The 26,997-nt window shown below is 46.5% G+C and carries 22 protein-coding genes and 2 pseudogenes; 20 read left to right on the forward strand and 4 right to left on the reverse strand.

Features of this window, described 5'->3' with window-relative positions; genetic code table 11:
* The first annotated feature begins 74 nt into the window (after nucleotides 1–74).
* From DW996_RS14700 to DW996_RS13800, 4 genes and pseudogenes are all read left to right on the forward strand, one after another.
* Nucleotides 75–1,544: a DUF6937 domain-containing protein gene (locus tag DW996_RS14700; protein WP_243098650.1), complete on the forward strand. Its 1,470-nt coding sequence runs from the start codon at nucleotides 75–77 to the stop codon at nucleotides 1,542–1,544.
* Nucleotides 1,545–1,574: 30 nt separating this feature from the next.
* Nucleotides 1,575–2,978 carry a glycoside-pentoside-hexuronide (GPH):cation symporter gene (locus DW996_RS01220; RefSeq protein WP_118280899.1) on the forward strand — a complete coding sequence of 468 codons (1,404 nt, stop codon included), beginning with the start codon at nucleotides 1,575–1,577 and terminating at the stop codon, nucleotides 2,976–2,978.
* A gap of 168 nt (nucleotides 2,979–3,146) precedes the next feature.
* A pseudogene (locus DW996_RS01225) lies at nucleotides 3,147–4,918 on the forward strand (alpha-galactosidase); the annotation flags it as partial.
* Between the two features lie 141 nt (nucleotides 4,919–5,059).
* Nucleotides 5,060–5,413 (forward strand): GH36 C-terminal domain-containing protein, encoded by a 354-nt coding sequence (locus tag DW996_RS13800; protein ID WP_334294515.1) that lies wholly within the window; start codon nucleotides 5,060–5,062, stop codon nucleotides 5,411–5,413.
* A 483-nt stretch (nucleotides 5,414–5,896) separates the two neighbouring features.
* Here the strand turns inward: DW996_RS13800 and DW996_RS01230 are convergent, their stop codons facing one another.
* Entirely contained in the window at nucleotides 5,897–7,177 is a 1,281-nt protein-coding gene (locus DW996_RS01230; RefSeq protein ID WP_118280901.1) for a chloride channel protein, read from the reverse strand.
* Nucleotides 7,178–7,303: 126 nt separating this feature from the next.
* Here DW996_RS01230 and DW996_RS01235 point away from each other — a divergent pair, with 126 nt between their 5' ends.
* From DW996_RS01235 to rnhA, 9 genes and pseudogenes are all read left to right on the forward strand, one after another.
* The gene (locus tag DW996_RS01235) at nucleotides 7,304–8,233 is read left to right on the forward strand and encodes a diacylglycerol/lipid kinase family protein (RefSeq protein ID WP_118534631.1); all 930 of its coding nucleotides are present in this window, start codon (nucleotides 7,304–7,306) and stop codon (nucleotides 8,231–8,233) included.
* Between the two features lie 74 nt (nucleotides 8,234–8,307).
* Nucleotides 8,308–9,411, forward strand: a complete 1,104-nt coding sequence (locus tag DW996_RS01240) for a diguanylate cyclase (protein WP_158575146.1) — start codon at nucleotides 8,308–8,310, stop codon at nucleotides 9,409–9,411.
* A 51-nt stretch (nucleotides 9,412–9,462) separates the two neighbouring features.
* Nucleotides 9,463–10,941: a stage IV sporulation protein A gene (gene spoIVA, locus DW996_RS01245; RefSeq protein WP_118534633.1), complete on the forward strand. Its 1,479-nt coding sequence runs from the start codon at nucleotides 9,463–9,465 to the stop codon at nucleotides 10,939–10,941.
* A gap of 164 nt (nucleotides 10,942–11,105) precedes the next feature.
* Nucleotides 11,106–11,291 carry a hypothetical protein gene (locus DW996_RS01250; protein WP_118534634.1) on the forward strand — a complete coding sequence of 62 codons (186 nt, stop codon included), beginning with the start codon at nucleotides 11,106–11,108 and terminating at the stop codon, nucleotides 11,289–11,291.
* Nucleotides 11,292–11,479: 188 nt separating this feature from the next.
* Entirely contained in the window at nucleotides 11,480–12,589 is a 1,110-nt protein-coding gene (locus DW996_RS01255; RefSeq protein WP_118280906.1) for a DUF5692 family protein, read from the forward strand.
* A 117-nt stretch (nucleotides 12,590–12,706) separates the two neighbouring features.
* Nucleotides 12,707–13,542, forward strand: a pseudogene (locus DW996_RS01260) (purine-nucleoside phosphorylase).
* Between the two features lie 59 nt (nucleotides 13,543–13,601).
* Nucleotides 13,602–14,900, forward strand: coding sequence for an amidohydrolase family protein (locus DW996_RS01265; RefSeq protein ID WP_118534635.1), 1,299 nt, complete (start codon nucleotides 13,602–13,604; stop codon nucleotides 14,898–14,900).
* Nucleotides 14,901–14,919: 19 nt separating this feature from the next.
* Entirely contained in the window at nucleotides 14,920–15,672 is a 753-nt protein-coding gene (locus tag DW996_RS01270) for an MBL fold metallo-hydrolase (protein WP_118534636.1), read from the forward strand.
* Between the two features lie 11 nt (nucleotides 15,673–15,683).
* A complete protein-coding gene (rnhA, locus tag DW996_RS01275) occupies nucleotides 15,684–16,199 on the forward strand; it encodes a ribonuclease HI (RefSeq protein ID WP_118280909.1) in 516 nt (171 codons plus the stop codon).
* A gap of 16 nt (nucleotides 16,200–16,215) precedes the next feature.
* On the opposite strand, the gene DW996_RS01280 is transcribed toward rnhA, so the two are convergent.
* Together DW996_RS01280 and DW996_RS01285 are read right to left on the reverse strand one after the other, a co-directional pair.
* Complete coding sequence (locus tag DW996_RS01280) at nucleotides 16,216–17,544, reverse strand: MATE family efflux transporter (protein ID WP_118534637.1); 1,329 nt, start codon at nucleotides 17,542–17,544, stop codon at nucleotides 16,216–16,218.
* A complete protein-coding gene (locus DW996_RS01285; protein WP_118280911.1) occupies nucleotides 17,541–18,008 on the reverse strand; it encodes a MarR family winged helix-turn-helix transcriptional regulator in 468 nt (155 codons plus the stop codon). The genes DW996_RS01280 and DW996_RS01285 overlap by 4 nt, the downstream gene beginning before the upstream one ends.
* Before the next feature lie 205 nt (nucleotides 18,009–18,213).
* Here DW996_RS01285 and DW996_RS01290 point away from each other — a divergent pair, with 205 nt between their 5' ends.
* From DW996_RS01290 to holA, 4 genes are all read left to right on the forward strand, one after another.
* Nucleotides 18,214–18,372 carry a vanadium nitrogenase gene (locus DW996_RS01290; protein WP_118280912.1) on the forward strand — a complete coding sequence of 53 codons (159 nt, stop codon included), beginning with the start codon at nucleotides 18,214–18,216 and terminating at the stop codon, nucleotides 18,370–18,372.
* 19 nt (nucleotides 18,373–18,391) lie between these two features.
* Nucleotides 18,392–21,076 (forward strand): alanine--tRNA ligase, encoded by a 2,685-nt coding sequence (alaS, locus tag DW996_RS01295; protein WP_118280913.1) that lies wholly within the window; start codon nucleotides 18,392–18,394, stop codon nucleotides 21,074–21,076.
* 151 nt (nucleotides 21,077–21,227) lie between these two features.
* Nucleotides 21,228–21,404 carry a 30S ribosomal protein S21 gene (gene rpsU / locus DW996_RS01300; protein WP_118280914.1) on the forward strand — a complete coding sequence of 59 codons (177 nt, stop codon included), beginning with the start codon at nucleotides 21,228–21,230 and terminating at the stop codon, nucleotides 21,402–21,404.
* Between the two features lie 82 nt (nucleotides 21,405–21,486).
* Nucleotides 21,487–22,464, forward strand: a complete 978-nt coding sequence (holA, locus tag DW996_RS01305; protein ID WP_118534638.1) for a DNA polymerase III subunit delta — start codon at nucleotides 21,487–21,489, stop codon at nucleotides 22,462–22,464.
* Between the two features lie 71 nt (nucleotides 22,465–22,535).
* Here the strand turns inward: holA and rpsT are convergent, their stop codons facing one another.
* Nucleotides 22,536–22,799 carry a 30S ribosomal protein S20 gene (gene rpsT / locus DW996_RS01310; protein ID WP_118534639.1) on the reverse strand — a complete coding sequence of 88 codons (264 nt, stop codon included), beginning with the start codon at nucleotides 22,797–22,799 and terminating at the stop codon, nucleotides 22,536–22,538.
* 187 nt (nucleotides 22,800–22,986) lie between these two features.
* Here rpsT and gpr point away from each other — a divergent pair, with 187 nt between their 5' ends.
* The 3 genes from gpr (at nucleotide 22,987) to lepA (ending at nucleotide 26,996) form a co-directional block, all read left to right on the forward strand.
* Nucleotides 22,987–23,892, forward strand: a complete 906-nt coding sequence (gene gpr / locus DW996_RS01315; RefSeq protein ID WP_118534640.1) for a GPR endopeptidase — start codon at nucleotides 22,987–22,989, stop codon at nucleotides 23,890–23,892.
* A 104-nt stretch (nucleotides 23,893–23,996) separates the two neighbouring features.
* A complete protein-coding gene (spoIIP, locus tag DW996_RS01320; protein ID WP_243098627.1) occupies nucleotides 23,997–25,109 on the forward strand; it encodes a stage II sporulation protein P in 1,113 nt (370 codons plus the stop codon).
* Nucleotides 25,110–25,184: 75 nt separating this feature from the next.
* Nucleotides 25,185–26,996 carry a translation elongation factor 4 gene (gene lepA, locus DW996_RS01325; RefSeq protein ID WP_118534641.1) on the forward strand — a complete coding sequence of 604 codons (1,812 nt, stop codon included), beginning with the start codon at nucleotides 25,185–25,187 and terminating at the stop codon, nucleotides 26,994–26,996.
* The last annotated feature ends 1 nt before the right edge of the window (nucleotide 26,997 follow it).

A 26,997-nucleotide genomic window follows, 5' to 3' on the forward strand; every position in this document is an offset into this window, starting at 1 on the left:
TCACGATAGCGTGTGCAGGCTTGGATCCGGTCACGATCAAATTAGAAGTGCAAAGCACAAGGAGGATAATTAATATGGAAGAAAAATCAAAAGTAATCTTTGGCAATGTCATGAGCGACAAGGTTTACAAGAGCGCTGTCAAATCTAAGAAAAAGTTTATCAAGAAGTTTGGAGATGACTCTAATGTAGATTACCCAATCTACATTCAGAAGAATGAGCATATCGGCGATTCACTTGGTGTCTATGACATCCTTTTAAAAGAGGGGGACAGCCCTGAAGAATTTGATCATGAAAAGGGTATCATTGTTGGGAATATCCGTATGGGATTCGGCCATTACCGTATTTCTATGGCAATGGCATCCGCTGCAAAAGCTATGGGATATATCCCGTACTGGATGGATCTCAACGGCTATCCACAGACCACCTGTACCAAGGTGATCAGTGCACAGAACGATCTCTATTCTTTGGGATCACGTCTTTCAAAAAATGCACTCTTTAACAAACTGGTCTGGGAGCCGACCAACTATGAGACCTTCCGTCAGTTGAAGTACAATGCATCCGATCAGAAGAATGCAGAACTGATGGCTCCGGTTTACCGCAATGTGCCAAAGGATATCCCGGTGATCGGTACACACGTATGGCCGGCACAGGCAGCCATTCATGCAGGCATGAAAAACGTTGTCAATGCCATTCCTGACAACTGGCCAATGGCACTGCATTTCGCAGAGGGAAGTGTACATACCATCCAGTGTAAAAATGCTTACATGGGCTACCTTATCTGTAACGGCATGAACGGCGATGAGGTCTGCAAGGAGATGCCAAATGAAGATCTGGTCTACACCGGACATTATATCGATCATGAACTGGTATCGAATATCGAGGCAGATTGCGATGCGAGAATGGCAAGAAAGGCAAAGGGAGCACCAATGCGTTTCCTTCTTACCATCGGTGGTGCAGGCGCACAGAAAGAGATCTTTGCAGCCATTATCAAATATCTGCTTCCGATGATCAAGGACAACAAGGCAGCCCTTTATGTCAATGTCGGAGATTACAAGAATGTCTGGGATGATCTTTCCAAGGATATCCCGGAAATGGCAGGCGTGGCAACCGAGCACTTTAATGAGTTTGAGGCAACAACAAAGTTTGCAGAAGAGGCACTGACCGGTGAGGTGACAGGCATCCATGCTTTCTATCATGAAAACATTTTTGAAGCCGTATATTGCACCAACCTTTTGATGCGCAGTGCGGATGTGCTTGTGACAAAGCCAAGTGAACTTGCTTTTTATCCGGTGCCAAAACTTTTTATCAAGCGTGTCGGAAAGCATGAAATGTGGGGAGCTATCCATTCTGCAGAGATGGGTGACGGAACACTCGAATGTCGCGATATCCCACATACTTTGCAGATGATCGACATCTTTATGAAGGATGACAAACTGCTGGGAGAAATGTGCGACAGTATCAGGTTGAACAAGTCCGTTGGTCTTTATGACGGTGCATATAAAGTAGTAGAGATCGCTATGGGCTTAAAAGAGAAGAATAAATAATCAAAGGGGTTTTTAAGGAGGTTTTCTAAAATGGAAGAAAAGAAGAACTTGAATGGCAAAGAGAAATTTGCTTACGGTATCGGTGCCGTTGGAAAAGACATGGTCTATATGCTGTCCGCGGCTTATATCCTTTATTACTATCAGGATATCATGGGCGTAAGTGCCATTGCCATGGGTATCATTTTGCTGGTGGCTCGTGTGTTTGATGCCTTTAACGATCCGATCATGGGCGTTATCGTTGCAAAGACCAAAACAAAATGGGGCAAATTCCGTCCGTGGCTGATGATCGGAACCCTTACCAATGCCATCATGCTATATCTGATGTTTGCAGCACCGCCTGCATTGAATGGTGGTGGACTCGTAGCATATGCAGCCGTTACATATATCTTATGGGGAATGACATACACCATGATGGATATTCCTTACTGGTCTATGATCCCAGCTTTCACCGAAGCAGGAAAGGAACGTGAAGGTTTATCAGCACTCGCAAGATCTTGCGCCGGTGTTGGTTCCGCATTGATCTCTATCGTGACGGTTATGGCAGTATCTGCCCTTGGTCATGCTTTTGGTACAGATGCAAATTATGAGCAGGTAGGTTACAAGTACATGGCACTTATCGTTGCAGTCCTGTTTGTTGTATTCATCACGATTACCTGTGTGACGATCAAGGAAAAGTCCTCTGTAGAAATGCAGTCCGCATCTGTTAAAGATATGTTCAAGGCTCTGATCCAGAACGATCAGGCAATGACCGTCGTTGTTGCGATCGTTATGATCAACACGGCACTTTACATTACCCAGAATCTTTTGATCTACTTCTTTAAGTATGATTTCAGCCCGGCAAACTGGGAAGCAAACTATACATTGTTCAATACCTGTGGTGGAGCATTCCAGATCCTGGCAATGATGATCCTCTTCCCATTGTTCCGTAAGTTCATGAACACAATGAAGATCTTTACACTGAGTTTTGCTATGGCACTTGCAGGTTACGTGATCATCCTTGGAATTTCTGCAAGCGGATCCAGCAACGTATATCTGTTACTGATCCCGGCATTCCTTATCATGGCTGCCATCGGTATGTTGAATGTCATTATCACGATCTTCCTTGCAAACACAGTGGATTACGGTGAGTTAAAGAATGATCGTAGAGATGAATCCGTTATCTTTTCTATGCAGACATTCGTTGTAAAATTAGCATCCGGTCTGTCAGCATTGGTAGCATCTATCGTTCTTGCCGTATTTAACATCAAGAAGAATGAAACCGGTACACTGACACAACTTGCCAGCGGTCAGAGAGTAGGACTCCGTGGCTGTATGACCCTGCTTCCGATCGTTGTTCTGATCATCGGTTATATCGTATATAAGAAGAATTACAAGTTGACCGATGAGAAACTGGAAGAGATCACCCAGGAATTAGAGGCGAAAAAGCAGGCATAAAACGAAAAAGAAAATAATTAATTTTTTGCAATCCGAGCGGCTTTCCTATTATAATGATAGGAGAGTCGTTTTGGACTAAAAGGATTAGGAGGTAGGAGAACTATGATAGAAATTCGGGATGGTTTTTATGCCCTGCACACCCTGCATACGACCTATGCCTTTCGTGTGATGGAGACAGGACAGTTAGAACATTTGTATTATGGCAGAAAGATTTCCTTGGGGGATGGCAGCAGCCTTGTAGAAAAGCATGCCTTTGCTCCGGGAAATACGATTGCCTACGATCAGGAACACTTGAATTTTACACTGGAAGATATGTGCCTGGAAGTTTCCGGCTACGGCAAGGGCGATATCCGCGAACCTTTTGTTGAGGTGATCTGTGACAATGGCAGTTCTACAACGGATTTTGTCTTTGTAGATGCGGCAGAAAAGAAGGGGAAAGCGGCACTTGAGACCCTGCCGAGTACCTATGACGTTTCCAAAGAAGCGGAACAACTCGTGGTGCATCTGCGCGATAAGAACGAGGGCTTTTTGCTGGAACTGGTCTATAGCGTATTTCCAAAGGAAGATGTCATCACGCGTTCCGCCAAGTTCATCAATAAATCAGATAAGCCGGTACGCCTGACGCGTCTTATGAGTATGCAGTTAGACCTCAACCGGTCCGGTTATGTCGTCACCTCTTTCCATGGCGGCTGGACAAAGGAGATGAACCGCTATGATACGACCGTCAATATCGGTAAGTTCGTCAATGCGTCCTATACGGGATCTTCTTCTAACCGCTGCAATCCCTTTATCATGGTAAGCGAGCCGGATACGTCAGAGACCATGGGCGATTGCTATGGATTTAACCTGGTTTACAGTGGAAACCACTATGAGGCTGTCGAGGTCAACAGTTTTGAAAAGACCCGTATCGTTACCGGTATCAATCCGACCAACTTTGCCTTTTTGCTGGCACCGGGAGAGTCTTTTGAGTCACCTGAGGCGGTCATGACATTTTCACACGAGGGATTTTCCGGCGTGAGCGCGCATATGCATCCTTTTGTCAGAGAGCATGTGGTAAGAGGAAGTTGGCAGCACAAGGAACGTCCGGTACTGCTCAACAGTTGGGAGGCTTCTTATTTTGATATTTCAGAGTCCAGTTTGCTTCGTCTGGCAAAGATGGGAAAAGACGTTGGCGTGGAACTCTTTGTCATGGATGACGGCTGGTTCGGCGAGCGTAACAACGATACACGTGCCCTGGGTGATTGGACACCAAATACCAAGAAACTGCCAAATGGTGTGGCAGGACTTTGCAAAAAGGTAAATGATCTGGGACTGGCTTTCGGTATCTGGATCGAGCCGGAAATGGTCAACACGGATAGCGACCTTTACCGTGCACACCCGGAGTGGAGCATGGAGATCCCGGGCAAGGACCATTCCGAAGGACGTAATCAGCGTGTACTTGATTTTGCCAATCCGACAGTGTAGATCATATGATCGAGCAGATGAAGCAGGTGATCGGTTCTGCAAATATCGCTTATGTAAAATGGGATATGAACCGTATTATCTCGGATTATTATTCGCAGTATCTGCCGAAGGACAGACAGCAGGAAGTAGCACATCGCTATATTCAGGGCGTCTATCGTCTGGCAAAAGAACTGACACAGGCATTCCCGGAGGTCCTGTTTGAGGGTTGTGCAGCAGGCGGCAACCGTTTTGATCTGGGGATGCTCTGCTATTTCCCACAGATCTGGGCGAGTGACAATACGGATGCCGTATGCCGTCTGAACATCCAGAATGGCTATTCCTATGGCTATCCGATGTCCTGTGTATCTGCCCATGTATCGGCATGTCCGAACCATCAGACCCTGCGTGTGACACCGCTGGAATCTCGTTTTGCAGTGGCATCCTTTGGGGTACTGGGCTACGAGTGCAATCTGTGTGATATGTCAAAAGAAGATCTGGAGAGCATCAAGGCGCAGATCGCACTTTATAAGGAATACAGAAATGTATGGCAGTTTGGCGATTTTTACCGGGTAGAAAGCGGAAATCATTACCAGTGGAATGTGGTATCCCAGGATAAAAAGACGGCTATCGGTATGATCATGCAAAGAGAAGTGCAGCCAAATACCATGTTCAAGAAATATCAGGCAAGAGGATTAGATCCGGCAAAGACCTATCATTTTGTCGGTCTGCCGCGCAAGTATAATATCAAGGAATTTGGCGATCTGGTCAATACGGCAGCGCCGATTCATGTAAAACCGGATTCACTGGTACACAATGTGCTTGCTAAGTTTGTCAAGATGGATGGAGAGACAGAAGACTATCTGTGCAGTGGAGATTCCATCATGTACGATGGTGTGAAACTGAAGCAGTCCTTTGTGGGAACCGGCTACAGTGATGAAGTCCGTCACTTCCCGGACTATGCGTCAAGACTCTACTTCATGACAGAGGAGTAAACGCGGCAGGACAGATGTGGGATATGGTAAGAAGGCGGGAGGCACTCCGGTTGGCGCAGGCACGTAACAGGAGATAGAGGCTCGGCACATTTTATCATGTAAAAAATTGGGAGCCAATTCGTCGCGTCTCTGAAAGAGGCAATTTGTTTGAATAGGAACTGTCTCTTGCACGGCTTCGACAGCCGGCAGGATGTGTCCGCCTGTGCCAGATATTCAGGGGCACCACTTATAAGAGGTTCTAAGAACTTGGGCATTGGTTACAATAACCAGTGGCAACCGGCGCAAACGAACATCATCCTAGACGGTTGTCTAACCTTGCAAAGACAGTTCTAATATAGAAAAACAAATGCCTCTTTCTTAGAGACGCAGAATTGCGCGACTTTTTATATGATAAAATGTGCCGTGCTGAATATCTGCTGTTACGTGCCTGAACCAACCGGAGTGCCCCTACGAAATCTGCATGCATCCCGCGTCTGCCCTTGTCTACTTGGCACTCTTGTCGATGAAGTTGGATTTGTACTTGGAGTAGACGATCTTCTGGCTGCTGTAAAGGCTGTAGTAACCGGATACGGTATAACTAAAGCCGATGGCAAGCAGGAAGAAAGGTGTCCCTTCAAATCCAAACAACTCAAAGCATATGAGCAGGGATGTGATCGGACTGTTGGTCACACCGCAGAAGAGTGCGCCCATACCGACAGCCGCACACAAAGATGGAGAAAAGCCGATCAGGTTGCCAAACATAGATCCAAAGGAAGCTCCGATGAAAAAGGTCGGTACGATCTCGCCGCCCTTGTAACCGCATCCAAGGGTCAATGCTGTAAAGAGGATCTTTAGCAAAAAGGCGAGGGAGGAAATGTCTCCCGCCATACAAAAGGTGATCATGGATGTACCGGTGCCGTTATAGGTCTGGTTGTCAATGCCGCCAACGGCAAAGGACAGTGCCAATACCGCACAGCCACCGACAAAGGCACGCAGGTAAGGATTGGCAAACAATTTCTGATAGAGGGCGCTGGTCTTATGCAAAGAGACACAGAAAAAGATACTCAGCAATCCGCAAAGGATGGAAAAACCGGAAATGATAAGTCCGGTATTTAAGTCAAAGGCTGGCAGTTCCAAGATTTCATAGGACGGCGATGCAATGCCAAAGACATACAGGGCAATGGCGCGCGCAATGAGCGAGGAGATCGCGCAAGGAAGCAGGGCTGCATAATGCATGATTCCGACGCTGACGACTTCCATGGAAAAGACAGCGGCTGCGATTGGTGTTCCGAAAAGAGCAGAAAAGGCAGCACTCATGCCGCACATGATCATAATGTTGCGGTCTTCTTTTTCACGAAATCCCAGATATTCACCAAAGGCATTTCCGATACTGCCACCCAGCTGCAGGGCAGCACCCTCTCGTCCGGCAGAACCACCGACCAAATGGGTCAAAATGGTGCTGATATAGATGAGGGGAGCCATGCGAAGGGGAATACGGTCATCGGAATGGATCGCAGAGATGACAAGGTTGGTTCCGGGATCTTTTTCGTGCAGGATCAGATGGTACATGGCAACGATCGCCATGGCACCGAAAGGCAGTCCGAACAAGAGATAGGCATGGCTGAGACGAAAAGCCGTCACTGCCTGTAAGAGATAGCCGAAGGATCCGCTGATCAGACCGACAACGATCCCGATGAGCACAGAGACTAAGAGCCAACGCAAAGTAGAGTTGAAACGTCTGACATTGTGCTCGGATTTTTGAAAGAACAGTGATTTATTAAACATAGTTTTATTCCTAACTTATTTATAGTAAAATGATAGTAACAAAGCAACTTGCGGATGCGAAGATGCATATGTATGTTATCACGTCTGGCACTATAATTCAAATGAGAAGATATAAGAGGAATACAAATGGATAAAACATACGATTTTATTGTCAATTTACATTCCAGGACAGGAAAGGCAAAGGAGATCTGGGAGTCTTTAGAGGAGATCTTAACCAAAGATGGGGTTTCCTACCGGATCCACATTACAGAATATGTCGGTCATGCGACAAAGATCGCCGAAGATCTGACCGCAGATGATGCATATCATTTTCTGGTGGTTGCCGGAGGGGACGGCACGATCAATGAGGTCTTAAACGGTATCCGCGATCTTTCAAAGGTCAGTTTTGGCTATCTGCCGCTTGGCTCTGCCAATGATTTTGCCAGAGGCTTACATATTACGGCAGAACCGGAAGTGATCTTAAGACAGATTCTGGCATCGGAGACAGAGGATGCCTATGATCTGGGGCAGGTCTGCTGTGGCGGACAGACGAGACGCTTTGCCATCAGTGCAGGCGCAGGCATTGATGCCGCGGTCTGCAGGGAAGCACTGACCTCAAGGCTCAAGGTCTTTTTGAACCGTTTTCATCTGGGTAAACTGACCTATGGACTGCTTACCGTCGCAGAACTTTTCCGTGCGCCTTTTGTATCCGGTAAGGTAGAACTGACGGACGGCAGAAAGTTTCATATGAAGAATATCATTTTTACGGCAGCCATGAACTTCCCTTGCGAGGGAGGCGGTGTTCCCATGGCACCTTCTGCGGATGCGCATGACGGTAAGTTATCTGCCTGTCTGGTCTATGGCATACCAAGATTTCTTTGTCTGTGTGCCTTTCCATTTCTGATCGCAGGCAAGCATGAAAATATCCGCGGCTTTGAGATCGTAGAAGCGGAGGAGTTGCATGTCGTTTTTGACAAGCCTATGGTGGTGCATGCGGACGGTGAGGACTGCGGTGACCAGACAGATGTGACTTTCCGCTGTCTGCCCGGAGCACTTCACATGCCACATTTAGATTAGTTTTACATGACAAAAGACACCTTTAGATGTATGATATAAAAATAAGGGGAAATGACATCAATGGGGGAAAGTTGATGGAATTACTATATAAGATCAAGGATCGTGTGCAGCAGGAGAGCATTGATTACATTGAGGAAAACAGATCCAGTGTTGTCAAGAACAACCAAAAGACCCTGTTTGCACTGAATATTATTTATTTCGTGGTCGTTGTCGGATATCTTCTGGCATCACTGACCGTCTTTTCAGAATGGCAGGTTACAGGCGTTTATGCCAGAGCCGTAGCCGTACATCTTGTTGTACTGCCGATCGTTATCATCCGTTATCGGAAAAAGACGAGATCCTATAAGGAAGTTTCGATCGTCTGCAAGGTCTTTCAGTTGTATGTGATGACCTTTGCCGGGATCATGAGTATCGTGCCGATCGAGATGAACCAGCCGGCAGTCTACTATATGCCGATGGCAGTAGCATTTGTCGTGGCATTTACCTATACCTTTTATCAGGCGCTGGAACTGGTACTTTTAGAGATGGCAGTCTATGTGCTGGCGTCCTTTTTGACCAAGTCGATCGAGGTCTTTTCGGTTGACCTCTTTAGTTGTATTTTTGGTACTATTCTTGCAGGCTATGTGGCAAAGATCTTGTATTCTTATCGCGCCAGCGAGAATGAGGCAAAGCAGCGGATCCGCCGTATGGGTATGATGGATCGCCTGACCTCGACCTACAACAAGGCAAGTACAGAGTTCCTTTGCAAGGAGTTTATGCGTTCTCATCCGCAGTCGGATTGTGTTATGCTGATTTTGGATTTTGACAATTTTAAAATGGTCAATGATACTTACGGACATCAGGCAGGGGATGAGGTCTTACGCAGTTTTGGCAAGATCCTGCGCCATTCGATCGGGACAGATGATATCGCCGGACGTTTTGGCGGCGATGAGTTTTTTTTGTTTTTCAAGAAGAAAGATATTACGGATGCCTTGATGAGCGTGGAGCGTGTCATGGAGCAGACCAGAGCCATGCGTGCACCGGATGGCAGACAGCCGTTTTCCTGTAGTGTGGGTATCGCCATCCGCCGTGCGACGGACGATACCATGGAGTCTTACGACCAACTTCTCGCCAGAGCAGACCGTGCGCTTTATGATGTCAAGCGCAGGGGCAAGAATAATTACAAGATTGATTCATAAATATAAGCCTCATCCCATATATTAGAGTAAATATGGGAGGGGCTTTTTCTTATGGGAGAAACAAGGTTTTCTTTATATAACGATATACAGAGCAGGACAAACGGAGAGATATACATAGGAGTTGTAGGACCGGTGCGTACCGGTAAGTCTACCTTTATCAAACAGTTCATGGAGCAGATGGTGCTTCCGAATATCAAAGAGGAAAATGCCCTGCGACGCACGGTGGATGAATTGCCACAATCAGCACAGGGGCGTACCATCATGACGACGGAGCCAAAGTTTGTGCCGAAAGAGCAGGTAGAGATCGAACTGGAGCATGACCTGACCTGCAAGATCCGCCTGATCGATTGTGTGGGATTTTTGATCCAGGGAGCCAAGGGGGCCATGGAGGGCGATAAGGAGCGTATGGTAAAAACGCCATGGTCAACCCGCGAGATCCCTTTTGAAAAAGCGGCTACGATCGGGACAGAAAAGGTCATTTCGGATCATGCGACGATCGGGGTGGTCATCACCTGTGACGGCACCTTTGGAGAGTTGGATCGCGAGGCATTTGTGGAGGCAGAAAGACGCACGGTGGAAAAACTGCGTGCCATCGGAAAGCCCTATGTTATGATCATCAATTCCGGGCATCCCCACAGCGAGGAGACCAAAAAACTGGCAGAGGCTCTGGAAGCGGAATACCGGTGCAGTGTGCTTCCTATGAATTGTCAGCAGATGGTCAAAAAAGATTTTGAAGAACTTTTGTCGCGTGTCTTATATGAATTTCCGGTCAGTGGCATCTCTTTTTCCATTCCAAAATGGGTGGAAATGCTGCCGGCAGATCATGAGATCAAGCAGAGCATTGCTTCTTATGCAAAGAGGATCTTAGCCGATACGACAAAAGTGCGGGATATTTTTGCCATTGATTTTTCCCAGCCGGAGGACTACATAGAGAAGACAACATTGACGGGCGTGGATCTGGCAACCGGACGGATCTCCATTTCCATCAGTCTGGAGGAGTCTTTCTACTATGAAAATATCTCGCAGTTAGCGGGCATGCCGATCACAGGCGAATATCAACTCTTATCCTACATCGGCAATCTGTCAAACCTGCGCAGATCCTATGAAAAGGTGGCAGATGCCATGCAGTCCGTGGAGCAAAAGGGCTACGGGGTGGTATCGCCGGAACTGTCTGATATCACCATGGAAGAACCGGTGCTGATCCGCCATGGTAATAAGTTTGGGGTCAAGATGAAAGCCTTATCGCCGTCCATTCATATGATCCGTGCCAACATTGAGACAGAGATCGCGCCGATCGTCGGCAGTGAACAGCAGGCGCAGGATCTGATCGACTATATCAAGGAGGGACAAAAGACCAAGGAAGGTGTCTTTGAGACCAATATCTTTGGTAAGTCGGTTGGTGAACTGATGGAGGACGGTATGCGCAGTAAGATCGCCGCCATGGATGATGAATGTCAGTTGAAGTTGCAGGATACCATGCAAAAGATCGTCAATGACAACAATGGTGGATTGATTTGCATTATTATATAGGTACAAATTCCAACTTTTGTGGTAATACGGATTTAATATATACTTTATGATACGGAATACAAATGAAAAATGCGTTCTCTTGTGCAAAAGATTGCGCAGGAGGATGACAAGATGGATCTGATGATCCGCGTTCATGACACCGGCAAGTACGGCAAAGATATTATGTGCAGAGTGGATCGCTGATTGGAAAGGATGCATTTTCGGATGCCGGTCGTGTAAAGACATTGGTACTGCCTAAGAGTGCAGATGTGACATTGGAGAAAGCAGGATTTTTTGGAAAAGGGGTGCATGATCGTAAAATGTGGCTGAAATTGCGATACGCACCCATCGCTTATGTGTGCAAAAATTAGACATAAAACCCCGCGTGTCGTACAAAATTCGACAAATTATTACACAATTCTAAACGAATGAGGAAGATTGTTTATATTTATTAAAAAAGTTTGAAATTATATAAACTAAGTGTTAAAATCATAACGAAATGAGGGATAAGTCCTCAAGAGAACAACGTATAAATACAAAGTAAGGGAGGAATGTAATTATGTTGTTTCAGATTTATGGCAGCACATCTGCTACACAGCTTTTAGGCTGGGTACTTGTGTTTGCAGGACTCATTATCATGAATGAGATTGGTCGTCGTACAAAGGCCGGCGGAATTTTAATTTTCGTTATCATTCCAATCATTCTGACAGTTTACTTTATTGGTATGCATTTAGGCGCATTTGGCGGTGCATCCAATACAACTATGGAGTACATGGATGGATGGTTCCATTACTTCAAACTCTATGCAGCAGATATCGGATGTGTCGGCTTCATGATGATCAAGTACAAGTGGGGCATTGGTGCCAAAGATTGGTTCAAGCCATTCCCATGGTTGATCGTAGCAGCCAACATCATGATCGCAGTTGTTTCTGACCTTGAGTCAGCAGTACATGCTTTCGCAATCACAGGCGACCTTTCAGGTGCTTGGTGGGCATCCAACGAAGGTGTATTCCTTTATGGTGGATGGTGGAACGTACTCAACGCTATCGCTGGTCTCATCAACATCTTCTGTATGACAGGCTGGTGGGGAATCTACTCATCAAAGGACAAGAACACAGAAGATATGTTGTGGCCTGATATGACTGTATGGTTCATTGTTGCATACGATATTTGGAACTTCCAGTATACATATGCTAACTTACCTACACATACATGGTATTGTGGTGTTGCACTTCTTCTTGCTCCTACATTTGCTAACGCACTTTGGAACAAGGGTGGTTGGATTCAGAACCGTGCTAACACACTTGCAATCTGGTGTATGTTCGCTCAGGTATTCCCATTGTTCCAGTTGAGCAAGACTTTCTCAGTTCTTCCATCTGTTTACGGTGGAGCAGCAGCAAAGGGTTACTCAGCACTTGATCTTTATGACAAGGCAATCGCTGTTTACAACAGTGGTGTAAATACTTCTAACGAAGTTATCGCTGACATGGGAATCACAGCAAACCCAACAGCACAGGGTGTTGTCTCAATCCTTGCACTTGTAGCAAACGTAATCTGTATCTCTGTTATCATCAAGAGATCTATTGAGCAGAAGAAGAACCCATACAAGAACGATATCTGGGTTGGTACAAGAGATTACGAGCAGGCTATGGCAAGAGCAGCAAAGTAATTTACTTTGTATAAGATACGATAAGTATGACGAGAGGTCGGGCAGTATTGCCCGGCTTCTTTTTTTATGTTAGACTTAGAAGTAAATTTGAAGAAGATGGAAAGCGGAGGAGAAGGGATGAATCCAGTATATGAAAAACTATGTGCCTGCTATGAAAGTATCCGTGCGCGTATTCCGTTTACCCCGGAAATAGCATTGGTACTTGGCTCTGGCTAGGTAATTATGCCAGCAAAATGGAAGTGGTCGAGCGGATCCCTTATGGGGATATTGCGGGATTTCCGGTATCGACAGCACCGGGACATGTCGGACAGTTTGTCTTTGGCTATGTTGAGGGGGTGCCGATCGTTGCCATGCAGGGACGTGTGCATTATTACGAGGGCTATGATATGACGGATGTGGTGCTGCCGATCCGTCTGATGAAGATGATGGGGGCAGAAATCTTATTTTTGACCAATGCAGCAGGCGGTATCAGACAGGGATTTTCTGCGGGAGATCTGATGATGATCACCGGGCAGATCGCGACCTTTGTGCCATCGCCACTGCGCGGTGCCAATATCGCAGAATTGGGAAATCGCTTCCCGGATATGAGCCATATCTATGATGAAGACTTGCAGCAGATCATCCGCAAGTCCGCCTGTCAGTTGGATATTCCTTTGCGGGAGGGTACTTATATCCAGTTGCCGGGACCAAATTATGAGTCGCCGCAGGAGATCGGTATGTGTCGCGTTTTGGGGGCAGATGCTGTAGGCATGAGTACAGCTTGCGAAGCCATCGCTGCCAATCATATGGGCATGAAGATCGCTGGGATCTCCTGCATTTCCAATCTGGCGGCAGGGATTTCACCACACCCTCTGACAGAGGAAGAAGTGATCGAAGCTGGTAAGATGGTTGAGCGTGATTTTTCTGCACTTGTGACCTGTGCCATCGGTCATATGCATGAAGCGGGTAAATAAGGACGGATCCGGTGGGGATTTAAGGATCCGATAAAATAGGAGAAAGGATATTTAGGGGAATGAATATACGTTTTTACAATGCAAAGATGCTCTTGCCGGGGCAGGGGCACGGCTTTGAGATCAAAGAAGGGGAATTGTGGGTCAGGGACAATGCAATCTGCTATATTGGGGATGGCAAGGATCTGTCGCATGTCTTTTCCGTGGACGAGATCGTGATCTGGGATCGTGAGATCGATGCCAAAGGCAATCTTTTGATGCCGGGATTTAAGGATGCGCATACGCATACGGCAATGACCTTCCTGCGCTCTTATGCAGACGACCTGCCCTTACAGCGCTGGTTAAATGAGGCAGTTTTTCCAAGGGAGGGACAACTGACGGCAGATGATATTTACTGGCTGGATATTTTGGGTATCATGGAATATCTGACGAGCGGAATCACCGCGAATTTTGATATGTATTTCTTCCCGGAGTCAAATGCCAAGGCTTCGATCGATTGCGGTTTCCGGACGGTGCAGACCTCGGGCTTTAATAACTTTTCCAGCAGTCTGGAAGAACTGGAAGAAGACTATTACCGCGTAAATGAGATGGGAGAACTGGCTTCCTTTATCCTTGGTTTTCATGCGGAATATACGACTTCAAGAGACCGTATGGAAGGACTGGCGGCACTTGCCAATAAGGTCAAATCTCCTGTCTTTTTACACAATGCCGAGACGGCACTTGAGGTAAAAGAATGTAAGGAAAGATGGGGCATGACACCGACCGGTCTGACGGATGCCCTGGGTATGTATACTTACGGCGGTGGCGGCTATCATTGCATCCATATGGAGGATGGCGATTTTGAGATCTTTAAGAAGCGGCAGCTGACCGCGGTGACCAATCCGGCATCCAACCTAAAACTTGCCAGCGGCATTGCACCGATCAAGCGTTATCTGGATGAGGGGATCGCGCTTGCCATCGGAACAGATGGTCCGGCAAGCAATAATTGTCTGGATATGTTCCGGGAAATGTTCCTTACAACAGCACTTGCCAAGGTAAAGGAGCAGGATGCGGCTTGTGTCCCGGCAGAAGAAGTACTTTATATGGCAACGGCGGCAGGCGCGCAGTGTATGGGACTGGCGGATTGCGATAGTCTTGCCGTGGGCAAGAAGGCAGACATTATCATGATCGATCTGATGCAGCCTAATATGCAGCCGGAAAATGATATTGCAAAGAATATCGTTTACAGTGGCAGCAAGCAGAATGTGATCATGACTATGGTAAACGGACGGATTCTTTATGAAAACGGACAGTTTGAGATTGGTTTTGATCCAAAAGAGATCTACGCCAAGGCGAATGCCGTTATCGGGCGTATGAAATAAAGAAGAAAGAGGACAGATTATGTTACGGGTTACTTATGTTTGGCACTCGTGTTTTGTAGTGGAACTGGATAAGAGCATTCTGGTCTTTGACTATTTCCCCAAGGAAGCCGTAGAGACAGTGCACTTTGAGGGAAAGATGCCGGAACTGGATGCGAATAAGCATATTTATGTCTTTGCCACCCACAGCCACAAGGATCATTTTTCTCTGGAGGTCTTGCGCTGGCGGGAAAAATATCCGCAGATCAGTTATATTTTTTCCAAGGATATCCGCTTGGGACGAGCATATCTTTTACGCAATGGACTTGACCCGGAGATCAAAAAGCAGATCCATTTTGTATCGGTTATCGAGAAGTATGAGATCGGCGATCTGGTGGTAGAGACGCTGCGCTCGACGGATGCAGGCGTGGCATATCTGGTGCAGGCAGAAGGGCTTAGTATTTATCATGCAGGCGATCTGCACTGGTGGAATTCCGGTATGGAAGGCGAACTTTACACCAAGACTTACGGGGATGCCTACAAGCGTGAGCTGAACCGCATCAAGAACCGTCACATTGATCTGGCATTTGTGGTTTTGGATCCGCGTCTGGGGGATGCCTATTATCTGGGCATGGAATATTTCCTTAAAAATATGGATGTGGATCTGGTATTCCCGATGCATATGTGGAAGCAGTATGACCTGATCGACCGCTTCAAGCGCAGACCGGAACTGGTAGGACTTTCACAAAAGGTTGTGGATATTGACCGGGAGAATATCATATTTGACTTGAATTAGGAGAAAAGAAAATGCATGTTACAATTTTTACAGACGGCGCAGCAAGAGGCAATCCTGATGGACCGGGAGGCTATGGTGCGATCTTACAGGTGAGAGACAGTGCGGGAAATCTGCATGAAAAGGAATTGTCCTGTGGCTACAAGAAGACAACCAATAACCGAATGGAACTTCTGGGCGTTATCCGTGCTTTGCAGGCACTCAACAAGCCTTGTCAGGTGACCATTTATTCTGATTCCAAGTATGTTGTGGATGCCTTTAACCAGCATTGGGTCGACAATTGGCTGAAAAAGAACTGGGTGAAATCAGATAAGAAGCCGGTCAAAAATGTCGATCTTTGGAAAACTCTTTTAGAGGCAAAAGCACCACATCAGGTGCAATTTGTCTGGGTCAAAGGCCATGACGGACATCCGGAGAATGAGCGGTGCGATCAACTCGCAACCAGTGCGGCAGACCAGCCGGAAGCATATTTATTAGATGATGTGCCACTCATTGCTGCAGATGAAAAACAGATGGCTCTGCCATTTTAAAGAAAAGATCCTGCTATCAGTAGTGATAGCGGGATCTTTTTGTGATAAGAAAGAAACTGGTCACACACAAAGCAAGTGCTTCGGCGACTAATACGGCAGACCAGATACCGTCGATGCCAAAGAAGACCGGCAAAAGCAGAATGCAGATGACTTCAAATACAAGCGTGCGCAGAAAGGATATAGTAGCAGAGACCATGCCGTTGTTCAGCGCTGTGAAGAAGGAAGATCCGAATATGTTAAAGCCGTTAAGCAGATATACAAAGGCATAGATGCGGAATCCGTGTATAGTCATGGCTAAAAGTTCGGAGTCGTAACCTACGAAGAAGCGGGCAAAAGGCAGGGCGAAGATATGGGAAATAATGGTCATGCCAATGCCCCAGACTGCGATGAGACGCAGGCTTTTTTTGCGCATATTTTTGAGTTCGTCGTGATTACCGGCACCATAATGGAAACTGATGATCGGCGCACTGCCGAGGGAGTATCCTAAAAATATGGCTACAAAGATGAAGTTGACATACATGATCGTACTATAAGCAGCAACACCATTTTCTCCGGCAATCTTCATCAACTGCGTATTGTAGAGTACAGTAACGACGGAGGAGGAGAGTTCTGTCATAAGTTCGGAGGAACCATTGGTGCAGGTCTTGAGAATGGATCCGGCATCAAAAGAAGTCCGTCCCAAGCGTAGAAGACTGTGATTTCTTCCAGCAAAATACAGGATAGGAACCAGTCCGCCAATAATCTCGCCGCAGACGGTTGCGATCGCAGCACCTTTTAAACCAAGTCCGAAAACAGCGACAAACAAAAAGTCTAAAACCATGTTGGTGATGCCGGCAGACAGGATGACGTCTAGTCCGAGTCGCGGCTTTTCAGCAGTAATAAAGAAACACTGGAAAACATTCTGCAACATAAAGCAGGGCATGGAGAGAAAGCAGATTCTTCCATATAAAATGCAGTAATCCAGTAACTGTCCGGAGGCTCCAAAGAGTCTGGATACTGTTGGAACCAGAAGAAAAGCCAGAGCGGACAGGAGAATGCCTACTATGGCTGTCGTATATACAATGAGGGAGAAGGTCTTGTTGGCTTTTTCTTTTTCTCCCTCACCAAGCAGTCTGCCGACGAGAGCGCTGCCGCCGGTTCCCATCATGAAGCCGAGTGCCCCGACAGCCATGATAAAAGGATAGATGATATTGATGGCGGCAAGTGCGGTCTTGCCGGCAAAGTTTGATACAAATAATCCATCAATGACACTATAGATAGAGGTAAAGATCATCATGATGATGGATGGAAATGTAAAACGGAGTAATTTGCTATAAGTAAAATGTTCTGAAAGTTGAATCTTCATTGTTTCGTGTCCTTTCCTAATAGATCTGAAAAAGCGGCGCGCAGATGCGAAATATACGTGTTACTTGATTGGAGCAGGACTTCTGCGTCCGCGGGTGTCATGGTATCGAAGGAGCGGTTCTCACAGTCGATGACAGGACGTATTTTTGCATAAATGATGTCCTGACCGAGTGGGGTGAGATAGATGTTTCTACTACGTCCCTTGCCCGGACGCAGGGTAATCAGTCCGTCTTTTTCCATCTGATGAATGGTGGAGTTGATGGTCTGTTTGGAAAGGAAGGTATGGTCTGCAATATCTTTTTGACGGCAGCCGTCGCCCAACTGGCAGATGGCATAATAGATATCAAAGGCACTGTGGGAAAGTCCAAGGCTTTGCGCAGTTTCCTGATAAATTAAATTGATCTCCCGAAAGATGCGATTGTATTCTTTGAGAGCAGTATTCATGGTTATAGATGAATTTTGCATCGTAGATCACTCCTTAAGTCTGATTTCGTACTTGGAAGATCATAGTCCGATTTCGTACTTATGTCAAGGACTTTTGATGCGATAGAAAAAATGGCAAAGACCAAGTTGGCAGAAGTAAAATAATGGATAGAGCATCTTGAAATGAAGATATGATTTCTATATAATAGTAATGTTACAAATACCATGTCATAAGGAGGCATAAGATATGATCGTAAGCAGTTTTTTGTCTTATCTGATATTATTCGTTATATTGGTAGCCATCGCTGTATGTGGAGCGATGCTTGGCGTTAAGTTAGCCAAGAGAAAAAATGCGAAGAATGCGCAGCAAAATACAGTAGCAGAAGATACAACTGCTCAAGAATAGAGTTTCGGAGGAAGATACGTTGAAGAAGTATGGAGTAAACGAATTAAGAAGAATGTACTTGGAGTTCTTCGAGAGCAAGGGACATCTTGCCATGAAGAGTTTTTCCCTAGTACCACACAATGACAATAGTTTATTACTGATCAATGCCGGTATGGCACCACTTAAGCCATATTTTACAGGACAGGAGATCCCACCAAGACGTCGTGTGACAACATGTCAGAAGTGTGTAAGAACAGGAGATATTGAAAATGTTGGTAAGACAGCACGCCATCTGACATTTTTTGAGATGCTTGGTAATTTCTCTTTTGGGGATTACTTTAAGGAAGAAGCGATCACATGGTCATGGGAGTTCTTGACAGAAGTTCTCGGCATGGAGCCGGACCGTCTCTACCCATCTATCTATGGAGAGGATGACGAGGCATTTGAAATCTGGAACAAAAAGATCGGTGTACCTGCAGAAAAGATCACTCGTTTTTATCGTGACCCGGAGACCGGAGAATGTGATAACTTCTGGGAGCATGGTGCAGGACCTTGCGGACCGTGTTCTGAAATCTATTATGATCGTGGAGAAAAATACGGCTGTGGCAAACCGGATTGTAAGGTCGGCTGTGAATGTGACCGTTTCATGGAAGTATGGAACAACGTATTTACACAGTTCTACGGCGATGGCAAGGGTGGCTACAGCGAGTTAGAGCAGAAGAATATTGATACCGGTATGGGACTGGAGCGTTTGGCAGTTGTTATGCAGGATGTAGATTCTGTATTTGATATTGATACCATGAAGGCTATCCGTGACCGCATCTGCGAACTCTGTGGCAAGAAATATCAGGTAGATGCCTTGGATGATGTTTCCATCCGTCTGATCACAGACCACATCCGTTCCTCAACATTTTTGGTATCTGACGGTGTTATGCCATCCAATGAGGGACGCGGCTATGTGCTCCGTCGTCTGATCCGTCGTGCAGCACGTCACGGCAGAATGCTTGGCATCAAGGATTCTTTCCTTGCAAATCTTTCCAATACGGTTATTGAGGAATGTAAGGACGGTTATCCGGAATTAGAAGAAAGAAAAGAGTTCATCTTCAAGGTGCTGACCGAAGAAGAAGAAAAGTTCAATAAAACGATCGATCAGGGTCTTGCCATCTTAGCACAGATGGAGCAGGACATGGTCGCAGCGGGATCCAAGGAACTTTCCGGCGAGAATACTTTCAAGTTGTATGACACTTATGGATTCCCGGTAGATCTGACACAGGAGATCCTGGAAGAAAAGGGATTCTCTTATGATGAAGCAGGATTTCAGGCCTGTATGGAAGAACAGCGTCAGAAGGCAAGAGCCGCTCGTAAAGCAACCAACTATATGGGCGCAGACGCATCTGTATTTGAAAATGTAGACCTTTCCATCACATCCGAATTTACCGGATACGACAAGTTGGAGGATATCGGTAAGGTGACAGTACTGGCTACGGCAAAAGAAGATGCCGAGGGCAAGGTGGTATCTGAACTTGCAGACCGCATCGCTGAGGGCGAGAATGGAACCATCGTATGTGATGTGACACCATTTTACGCTACCATGGGTGGTCAGCAAGGTGACAAGGGCGTGATCTATACAGATGGCGGCAAGTTCATCGTAGATGACACCGTAAAACTTGTTGGAGGCAAGTATGGTCATGTCGGACATATGGAACAGGGCATGATCGAGGTCGGACAGGAAGTGACCCTGTCTGTGGACAAGACCAATCGTATGAATATCTGCCGCAACCATTCTGCAACACACTTATTGCAGAAGGCTTTGCAGGAGGTATTGGGCAACCATGTAGCACAGTCCGGTTCTTTTCAGGACGGTGAGCGCACCAGATTTGACTTTACGCATTTCTCTGCTATGACAGCGGAGGAATTACAACAGGTCGAGGATATGGTAAATGCCAAGATCGCAGAGCATCTGCCGGTCGTAACAGAGATCATGACACAGGAAGAAGCCAAAAAGACCGGTGCTATGGCACTCTTTGGCGAAAAGTACGGCGAGAAGGTCCGTGTGGTTTCCATGGGCGATTTCTCCAAGGAATTCTGCGGTGGTACTCATGTTGCCAATACCGGAGATATCATGGCATTCAAGATTCTTTCTGAAAATGGCGTTGCTGCCGGTGTCAGACGTATCGAGGCACTGACCGGAGATAATGTACTTGCTTACTATGCAAATATGGAAGCAGAGATGCAAAAGGCTGCCAAGACCGTAAAGGCGACTCCAGCAAATCTGGTAGAGCGTCTGGAAAAACTTATGGCTGAGGTCAAGGAACTCCAGAGCGAAAACGAATCCTTAAAGGCAAAGGCAGCACAGAGTGCTCTTGGTGATGTTATGGATTCCGTGGTAGAAGTATCTGGTGTGAAACTTTTAGCAACATCTGTTGACGGTGTAGATATGAATGGTCTGCGTGATCTGGGCGATGATCTTAAGAATAAACTGGGCGAGGGCGTGATTGTACTTGCATCTGCAAAGGACGGCAAGGTCAATCTCGTTGCTATGGCAACCGACGGTGCCATGAAAGCCGGTGCTCATGCAGGAAACCTGATCAAGTCGATCGCAGGTCTTGTAGGCGGTGGCGGCGGCGGTCGTCCAAATATGGCACAGGCAGGCGGTAAGAATCCGGCAGGCATTCCGGATGCTATCGCAGCAGTAGCAGATGCACTTGCAGGGCAGTTGGCTTAAGGCTGATCTGCTGTTGAAGAAATTGACAGTTTCTGAAGAAAACTGTTGACGTGTCGCTATTTTATGCTATAATATTTTACTGTGCAAAGATATTTACCCAAACAGTTGAATATGCACAATACCCAACTGGAGGGAGGTTAGGTGTAAGACTATGTCAAGTGTAACAGTTAAAGAGAACGAATCTTTAGATAGCGCATTACGTAGATTTAAGCGCAATTGTGCTAAGGCAGGTATCCAGCAGGAGATCCGCAAGAGAGAGCACTATGAAAAGCCAAGCGTAAAGCGTAAGAAGAAGTCTGAAGCTGCTAGAAAACGTAAATACAACTAAAATTGAAATTGCGTTTAGTAAGAGATGTGATGCAAGTCACATCTCTTTTTTTTTTCGAGCGTTATCGGGTATAATAATAATCATGAAAACAATCGATGAAGATATCAAAACAGGACAATTTAAAGCAGCCTATCTTTTATATGGAGATGAGGATTATCTTAAGAAGCAATATCGGGACAAATTAACCAAAGCCCTCATGGGGCAGGGCGATACCATGAACTTTGCCAAGTATGAGGGCAAGGATTCATCCATAGAGGAGATCATCAGTTTTGCGGATACTATGCCTTTTTTTGCAGACAGACGGGTGGTACTGGTTGAGGATTCCGGTTTCTTTAAGTCTTCACAGGAGACTTTGGCAGACTATTTTTCCAATATCCCGGAGACGACCTGCATGGTCTTTGTGGAGAGTGACGTGGATAAACGTTCCAAGGCTTACAAAGCGATCGCAAAGGCAGGCAGTGCGGTGGATTTTTCCATGCCAGATGAGAGGATGCTGACTTCCTGGATGATGGCGCGTGTCAAGGCGGCGGGAAAGACGATGACACGGGATGCTTGGAATGAGTTTTTTGAGCGCAGCAATGATTCCATGGATCACATGGATATGGAAATGGAAAAACTTCTTTCTTATGTATATGATAAGGATGGAATCACTTTGGAAGATGTGGAGACGATCTGTACCAAACAGGTGCACACCAAGGTCTTTGACATGATCTCTTTTGTGGCATCCAAGAATCTGCCAAAGGTATTGGATTTATATCATGATATGCTGGCGACAAAGGAACCGCCGATCCGTATTCTGGCGCTGATCATCCGACAGTTTGACCAGATGTACGTCATGAAGGATATGGCATCGCAGGGGATGAATGTACAGACGATCGCAGGCAAGATGGGCATCCGTGATTTTATTGTGCGAAAGAATCTGGGACTTGCAAGGAATTTTACCATGGAACAGATCCGGGCTTTATTGGAAGATGCGGCAGATCTGGATGAGAGAGCAAAGACAGGACGGATCAATGACCAGTTGGCAGTCGAGATGCTGATGATCAAATGGGCGGGTTGAACCGGAAAAACGCGTAAAGAAAAACACCAGTATGACGGTACTGGTGTTTCTTTTTGTTTATGTTCAAAAAATTAAGCAATAGAATTAACAGCCTTGGTAAGACGAGATACCTTTCTTGCTGCATTGTTCTTGTGGTAGAGACCCTTGCTTGTTGCCTTGTTGATCTCAGAAATAGCAACGATGAGTGCTTCATTAGCAGTTTCCTTATCCTTGTTAGCAACGGCTGCTTCTACCTTTTTGATACAAGTCTTAACCTTAGACTTGATTGCTTTATTTCTAGCAGTCTTGATCTCTGTAACTAATACTCTCTTCTTAGCAGATTTAATGTTAGCCAATCTGTACACCTCCAATGTCTTGATATAAAAATAATAGTAACTCTGTTGTAACAAAGCCGGACACGGACAGTCTGTTACAAACATACTAGATTATTTTAGAGCAGTAAGCCTTGTCTGTCAATACATATTTCATAAAAAAGTGCAAACAATAAGGAAAAGATTTTAAGAAACGAGGGCATGATGCGGGATGTTTCAGATTCGAACAGACCTTGCGGTGGAAACATCGGAAAAACGACCGGATGGGAAGGAAGTATCCGGGATCCGGGTGGAGAAGAAAAAGAGAGGCGAGGATGTGGTCATCACAAAAGTATGCATTGACACACAAAAGGCGGCAAAGACACTGGGAAAGCCGCGGGGGACTTATGTCAGTATCGAAGCGGATCAGATGATGGAAGAAGACGGCGGCTACCATCGGGAAATCTCGGAAATCTTTTCCGAGCAGTTGAAGACCTTTTTGCCAAAAGATTATAGAAATGCCAAGATCTTAGTCATTGGTTTGGGAAACCGGGAGGTCACGCCGGATGCCCTGGGTCCGAAAGTGATCGATCATCTGTTTATCACCAGACATTTGTTGGAGGAGTTCGGAAAATATCTGGTGGAACTGGATCAGTGCTGCAGTATCAGTGGCATTGTGCCGGGGGTCATGGCGCAGACAGGCATGGAGACCGTGGAGATCCTGCGTGGAATTGTTGCCGAAACCAAGCCGGATCTGGTCATTGCAGTGGACGCGCTTGCCGCGCGCAGCATCAAAAGGCTCAACCGGACGATCCAGATCACAGATACAGGCATCATTCCGGGATCCGGTGTTGGCAATTACCGTAATGCCATTACCGAGGAGCATCTGGGCATCCCTGTGATCGCGATCGGTATTCCGACAGTCGTTGATGCAGCGACCATCATTGCGGATTTTTGTATGGGGCTCATGGAGGAAAACAAATCAGAACCGGAGGAGATGGAAGCCTCTGTGCGTAGCCTGATCTCACCCAAGTTAAATACCATGTATGTGACATCCAAAGACATTGACGAGGCGGTCAACCGCCTGAGTTTTACGATATCGGAAGGACTCAACATGACTTTTGTCCCAAGAGTCTAGCCACAGGGACGTTCCTTTTGCCATAAGGAGCGTCCCCTTTGGCATAGGCAGGCATATCTCGAAAAAAAACGCATATATTGGTGCGTGGGGAAAAGGAGAGATTTGTGAGTGCCAAGTGGTCTTTGTATTATCAATTATTAAAATTATGTGTGCCGGTGTTCTGCTTTCAAACGACAGAGGCATCTTTGTCAGACCTGCTCTTACAGCAGATGGAATTGGCAACACCGGTCATGGCATATGTCTATGGGGAAGATGAGTCAAAAGATGAACTGACTCTGCTGGCTGCCATAGAAAATTCCGGCAAGCAAGAAGATACAAAAAATGCCAACATAGAAATCAGTGCAGATGCGCAAAAGGCAAATGGGGATGAGGAGGAGACACAGGATCCGATCGCTGCGGCCGGGGCAGAAAATGTGGCTGCTACAGCGACACCGGTTTGGACAAAGCAGGCAGAGGTCAATCGGGATAAACTGCTGGACTTTGATTATCTGGTCAAAAACTTTTATCGGATTGACCGCACAACGACGATCGATTCCTCGGAACTGAATCCGGGGCAACTTTTAGCAAAAGATCTGACCATTGATACAAATGTGGGAGGACCAGTCATTTTGATCTATCATACACATTCACAAGAAGGATTTGTGGACTCGGATGGATCGGAAGGGATGACGGTCATGGGGCTGGGGGATCGCCTGACAAGCCTTTTGCAGGATACCTATGGGATTCCTGTCTTGCATCATCGGGGCAAATATGACGTGGATGGGCGCGATTATGCCTATTCCAACGCGGAACCGGAGATCAGGCAGGTCTTGGCGGACAATCCGACCATACAGGTTGTGATCGATCTACATAGAGATGGTGTGGGGGATGATGTCCATCTGGTGACGGATATAGGTGGCAAGCAGACGGCAAAGATCATGTTCTTCAATGGGCTGAGCAGAACGACATCGACCGGTCCGATCGATTATCTGCAAAATCCGAATCTGCAGGATAATCTGGCAACTTCTCTGCAAATGCAGATCGCGGCGGCAGAACTGTATCCGGGCTTTACCAGACCGGTCTTTTTGAAGGGCTATCGTTATAATATGCATATGTGCCCCAAGTCCATGCTGATCGAGGTGGGGGCGCAGACCAACACCTTTGAGGAGGTCTATAATGCCATGGATCCGCTCGCCAATATCCTTGCCTATGTACTATTGGGACAATCGCACACTTGAGAAGACGCGTATTCCTATGGTATAATCTAACCAAATGAGCAAATTTTCGATAGGAAATGCGGAGGATAAATTTTCATGGCAATAGATCAGAGCAAAATTCGTAACTTTTGTATTGTAGCCCATATCGATCACGGCAAGTCAACACTGGCAGACCGTATCATTGAGATGACGGGCCTGCTTACCGATCGTGAGATGCAGGCACAGGTCTTGGATAATATGGATCTGGAGCGTGAGCGTGGTATCACGATCAAGTCTCAGGCGGTGCGTATCATCTACAAGGCAAAAGACGGGGAAGAATATATTTTCAACTTGATCGACACACCGGGACACGTGGATTTCAACTATGAGGTATCGCGTAGTCTGGCGGCATGTGACGGCGCTATTCTGGTGGTGGATGCGGCACAGGGAATCGAGGCGCAGACGTTGGCAAATGTCTATCTGGCATTGGATCACGATCTGGATGTCCTTCCGGTCATCAACAAGATCGATCTGCCAAGTGCGGAGCCGCAGCGTGTCAAAGACGAGATCGAGGATGTGATCGGCTTAGAGGCGCAGGATGCACCGCTGATCTCTGCCAAGACCGGTCTGAATGTAGAGGAAGTCTTAGAGCAGATCGTTACCAAATTGCCGGCACCGACCGGTGATCCAAAGGCACCGCTGCAGGCATTGATCTTTGACTCTTTGTATGATGCATACAAGGGCGTGATCGTTTTTTGCCGTATCAAGGAGGGAACGCTTCGTCCCGGAGATCAGGTGCTGATGATGGCAACAGGCGCGACAGCGGATGTTGTAGAAGTCGGTTATTTTGGAGCCGGACAATTTATCCCTTGTGATGAACTTTCTGCTGGCATGGTCGGTTATATGACAGCCAGCATCAAGAACGTCAAAGATACCCGCGTGGGCGATACGATCACACACAAGAAGCATCCGTGCAAGGAACCTTTGCCGGGCTATAAAAAGGTCAATCCTATGGTCTACTGTGGTCTGTATCCGGCGGATGGAGCCAAGTACCCGGATCTAAGAGACGCATTGGAAAAATTGCAGTTAAATGATGCATCTTTACAATTTGAACCGGAGACATCGGTAGCCCTTGGTTTTGGTTTCCGCTGTGGTTTCCTTGGACTTTTGCATCTGGAGATCATCCAGGAGAGACTGGAAAGAGAGTATAATCTGGATCTGGTGACAACGGCACCGGGCGTTGTTTATCGTGTGTATAAGACGGATGGCACCATGATCGAGTTGACCAATCCATCCAATCTGCCGGATCCGTCAGAGATCGAATACATGGAAGAACCTGTCGTAGAGGCGGAGATCATGGTGACGAGCGAGTATATCGGAGCCATTATGGATCTGTGTCAGGAGAGGCGCGGAACTTACATCAGTATGGAGTATATGGAAGAAACGCGTGCCCTGCTCAAGTACACCCTGCCTTTGAATGAGATCATCTATGATTTCTTTGATGCCTTAAAATCCAGATCCCGCGGCTATGCATCTTTTGACTATGAGATGAAGGGCTATGTCAAGTCTGATCTGGTCAAACTGGATATCCTCATCAATAAGGAAGAAGTGGATGCCCTTTCCTTTATCGTATTCAGTGGAACGGCATACGAACGTGGGCGCAAGATGTGTGAAAAATTAAAAGAAGAGATCCCGCGTCATTTGTTCGAGATCCCGATCCAGGCAGCGGTCGGCAGTAAGGTCATTGCCAGAGAGACGGTCAAGGCTATGCGAAAAGATGTGCTTGCCAAGTGTTATGGCGGTGATATTTCCAGAAAGAAGAAATTGCTTGAAAAACAGAAGGAAGGAAAGAAGCGTATGCGCCAGGTGGGCAATGTAGAGATCCCGCAGGAGGCGTTTATGAGCGTGTTAAAATTGGACGAGGATTAGT

Source organism: Roseburia sp. AM51-8, assembly GCF_003478275.1.
Taxonomy (GTDB): domain Bacteria; phylum Bacillota; class Clostridia; order Lachnospirales; family Lachnospiraceae; genus Pararoseburia; species Pararoseburia lenta.

Bases quoted from the DNA above. Each gene is read 5' to 3' on its own strand.
- DW996_RS13800 (WP_334294515.1), top strand. From the start codon at position 5,060: ATGCAAAGAGAAGTGCAGCCAAATACCATGTTCAAGAAATATCAGGCA.
- DW996_RS01280 (WP_118534637.1), bottom strand. From the start codon at position 17,544: ATGAAGATTCAACTTTCAGAACATTTTACTTATAGCAAATTACTCCGT.
- holA (WP_118534638.1), top strand. From the start codon at position 21,487: ATGAAAACAATCGATGAAGATATCAAAACAGGACAATTTAAAGCAGCC.
- DW996_RS01230 (WP_118280901.1), bottom strand. From the start codon at position 7,177: ATGTTTAATAAATCACTGTTCTTTCAAAAATCCGAGCACAATGTCAGA.
- DW996_RS01255 (WP_118280906.1), top strand. From the start codon at position 11,480: ATGTTGTTTCAGATTTATGGCAGCACATCTGCTACACAGCTTTTAGGC.
- lepA (WP_118534641.1), top strand. From the start codon at position 25,185: ATGGCAATAGATCAGAGCAAAATTCGTAACTTTTGTATTGTAGCCCAT.
- DW996_RS01235 (WP_118534631.1), top strand. From the start codon at position 7,304: ATGGATAAAACATACGATTTTATTGTCAATTTACATTCCAGGACAGGA.
- gpr (WP_118534640.1), top strand. From the start codon at position 22,987: ATGTTTCAGATTCGAACAGACCTTGCGGTGGAAACATCGGAAAAACGA.
- DW996_RS01290 (WP_118280912.1), top strand. From the start codon at position 18,214: ATGATCGTAAGCAGTTTTTTGTCTTATCTGATATTATTCGTTATATTG.
- DW996_RS01220 (WP_118280899.1), top strand. From the start codon at position 1,575: ATGGAAGAAAAGAAGAACTTGAATGGCAAAGAGAAATTTGCTTACGGT.
- spoIVA (WP_118534633.1), top strand. From the start codon at position 9,463: ATGGGAGAAACAAGGTTTTCTTTATATAACGATATACAGAGCAGGACA.
- DW996_RS01240 (WP_158575146.1), top strand. From the start codon at position 8,308: ATGGAATTACTATATAAGATCAAGGATCGTGTGCAGCAGGAGAGCATT.
- rpsU (WP_118280914.1), top strand. From the start codon at position 21,228: ATGTCAAGTGTAACAGTTAAAGAGAACGAATCTTTAGATAGCGCATTA.
- DW996_RS01270 (WP_118534636.1), top strand. From the start codon at position 14,920: ATGTTACGGGTTACTTATGTTTGGCACTCGTGTTTTGTAGTGGAACTG.
- DW996_RS01265 (WP_118534635.1), top strand. From the start codon at position 13,602: ATGAATATACGTTTTTACAATGCAAAGATGCTCTTGCCGGGGCAGGGG.
- DW996_RS14700 (WP_243098650.1), top strand. From the start codon at position 75: ATGGAAGAAAAATCAAAAGTAATCTTTGGCAATGTCATGAGCGACAAG.
- rnhA (WP_118280909.1), top strand. From the start codon at position 15,684: ATGCATGTTACAATTTTTACAGACGGCGCAGCAAGAGGCAATCCTGAT.
- DW996_RS01285 (WP_118280911.1), bottom strand. From the start codon at position 18,008: ATGCAAAATTCATCTATAACCATGAATACTGCTCTCAAAGAATACAAT.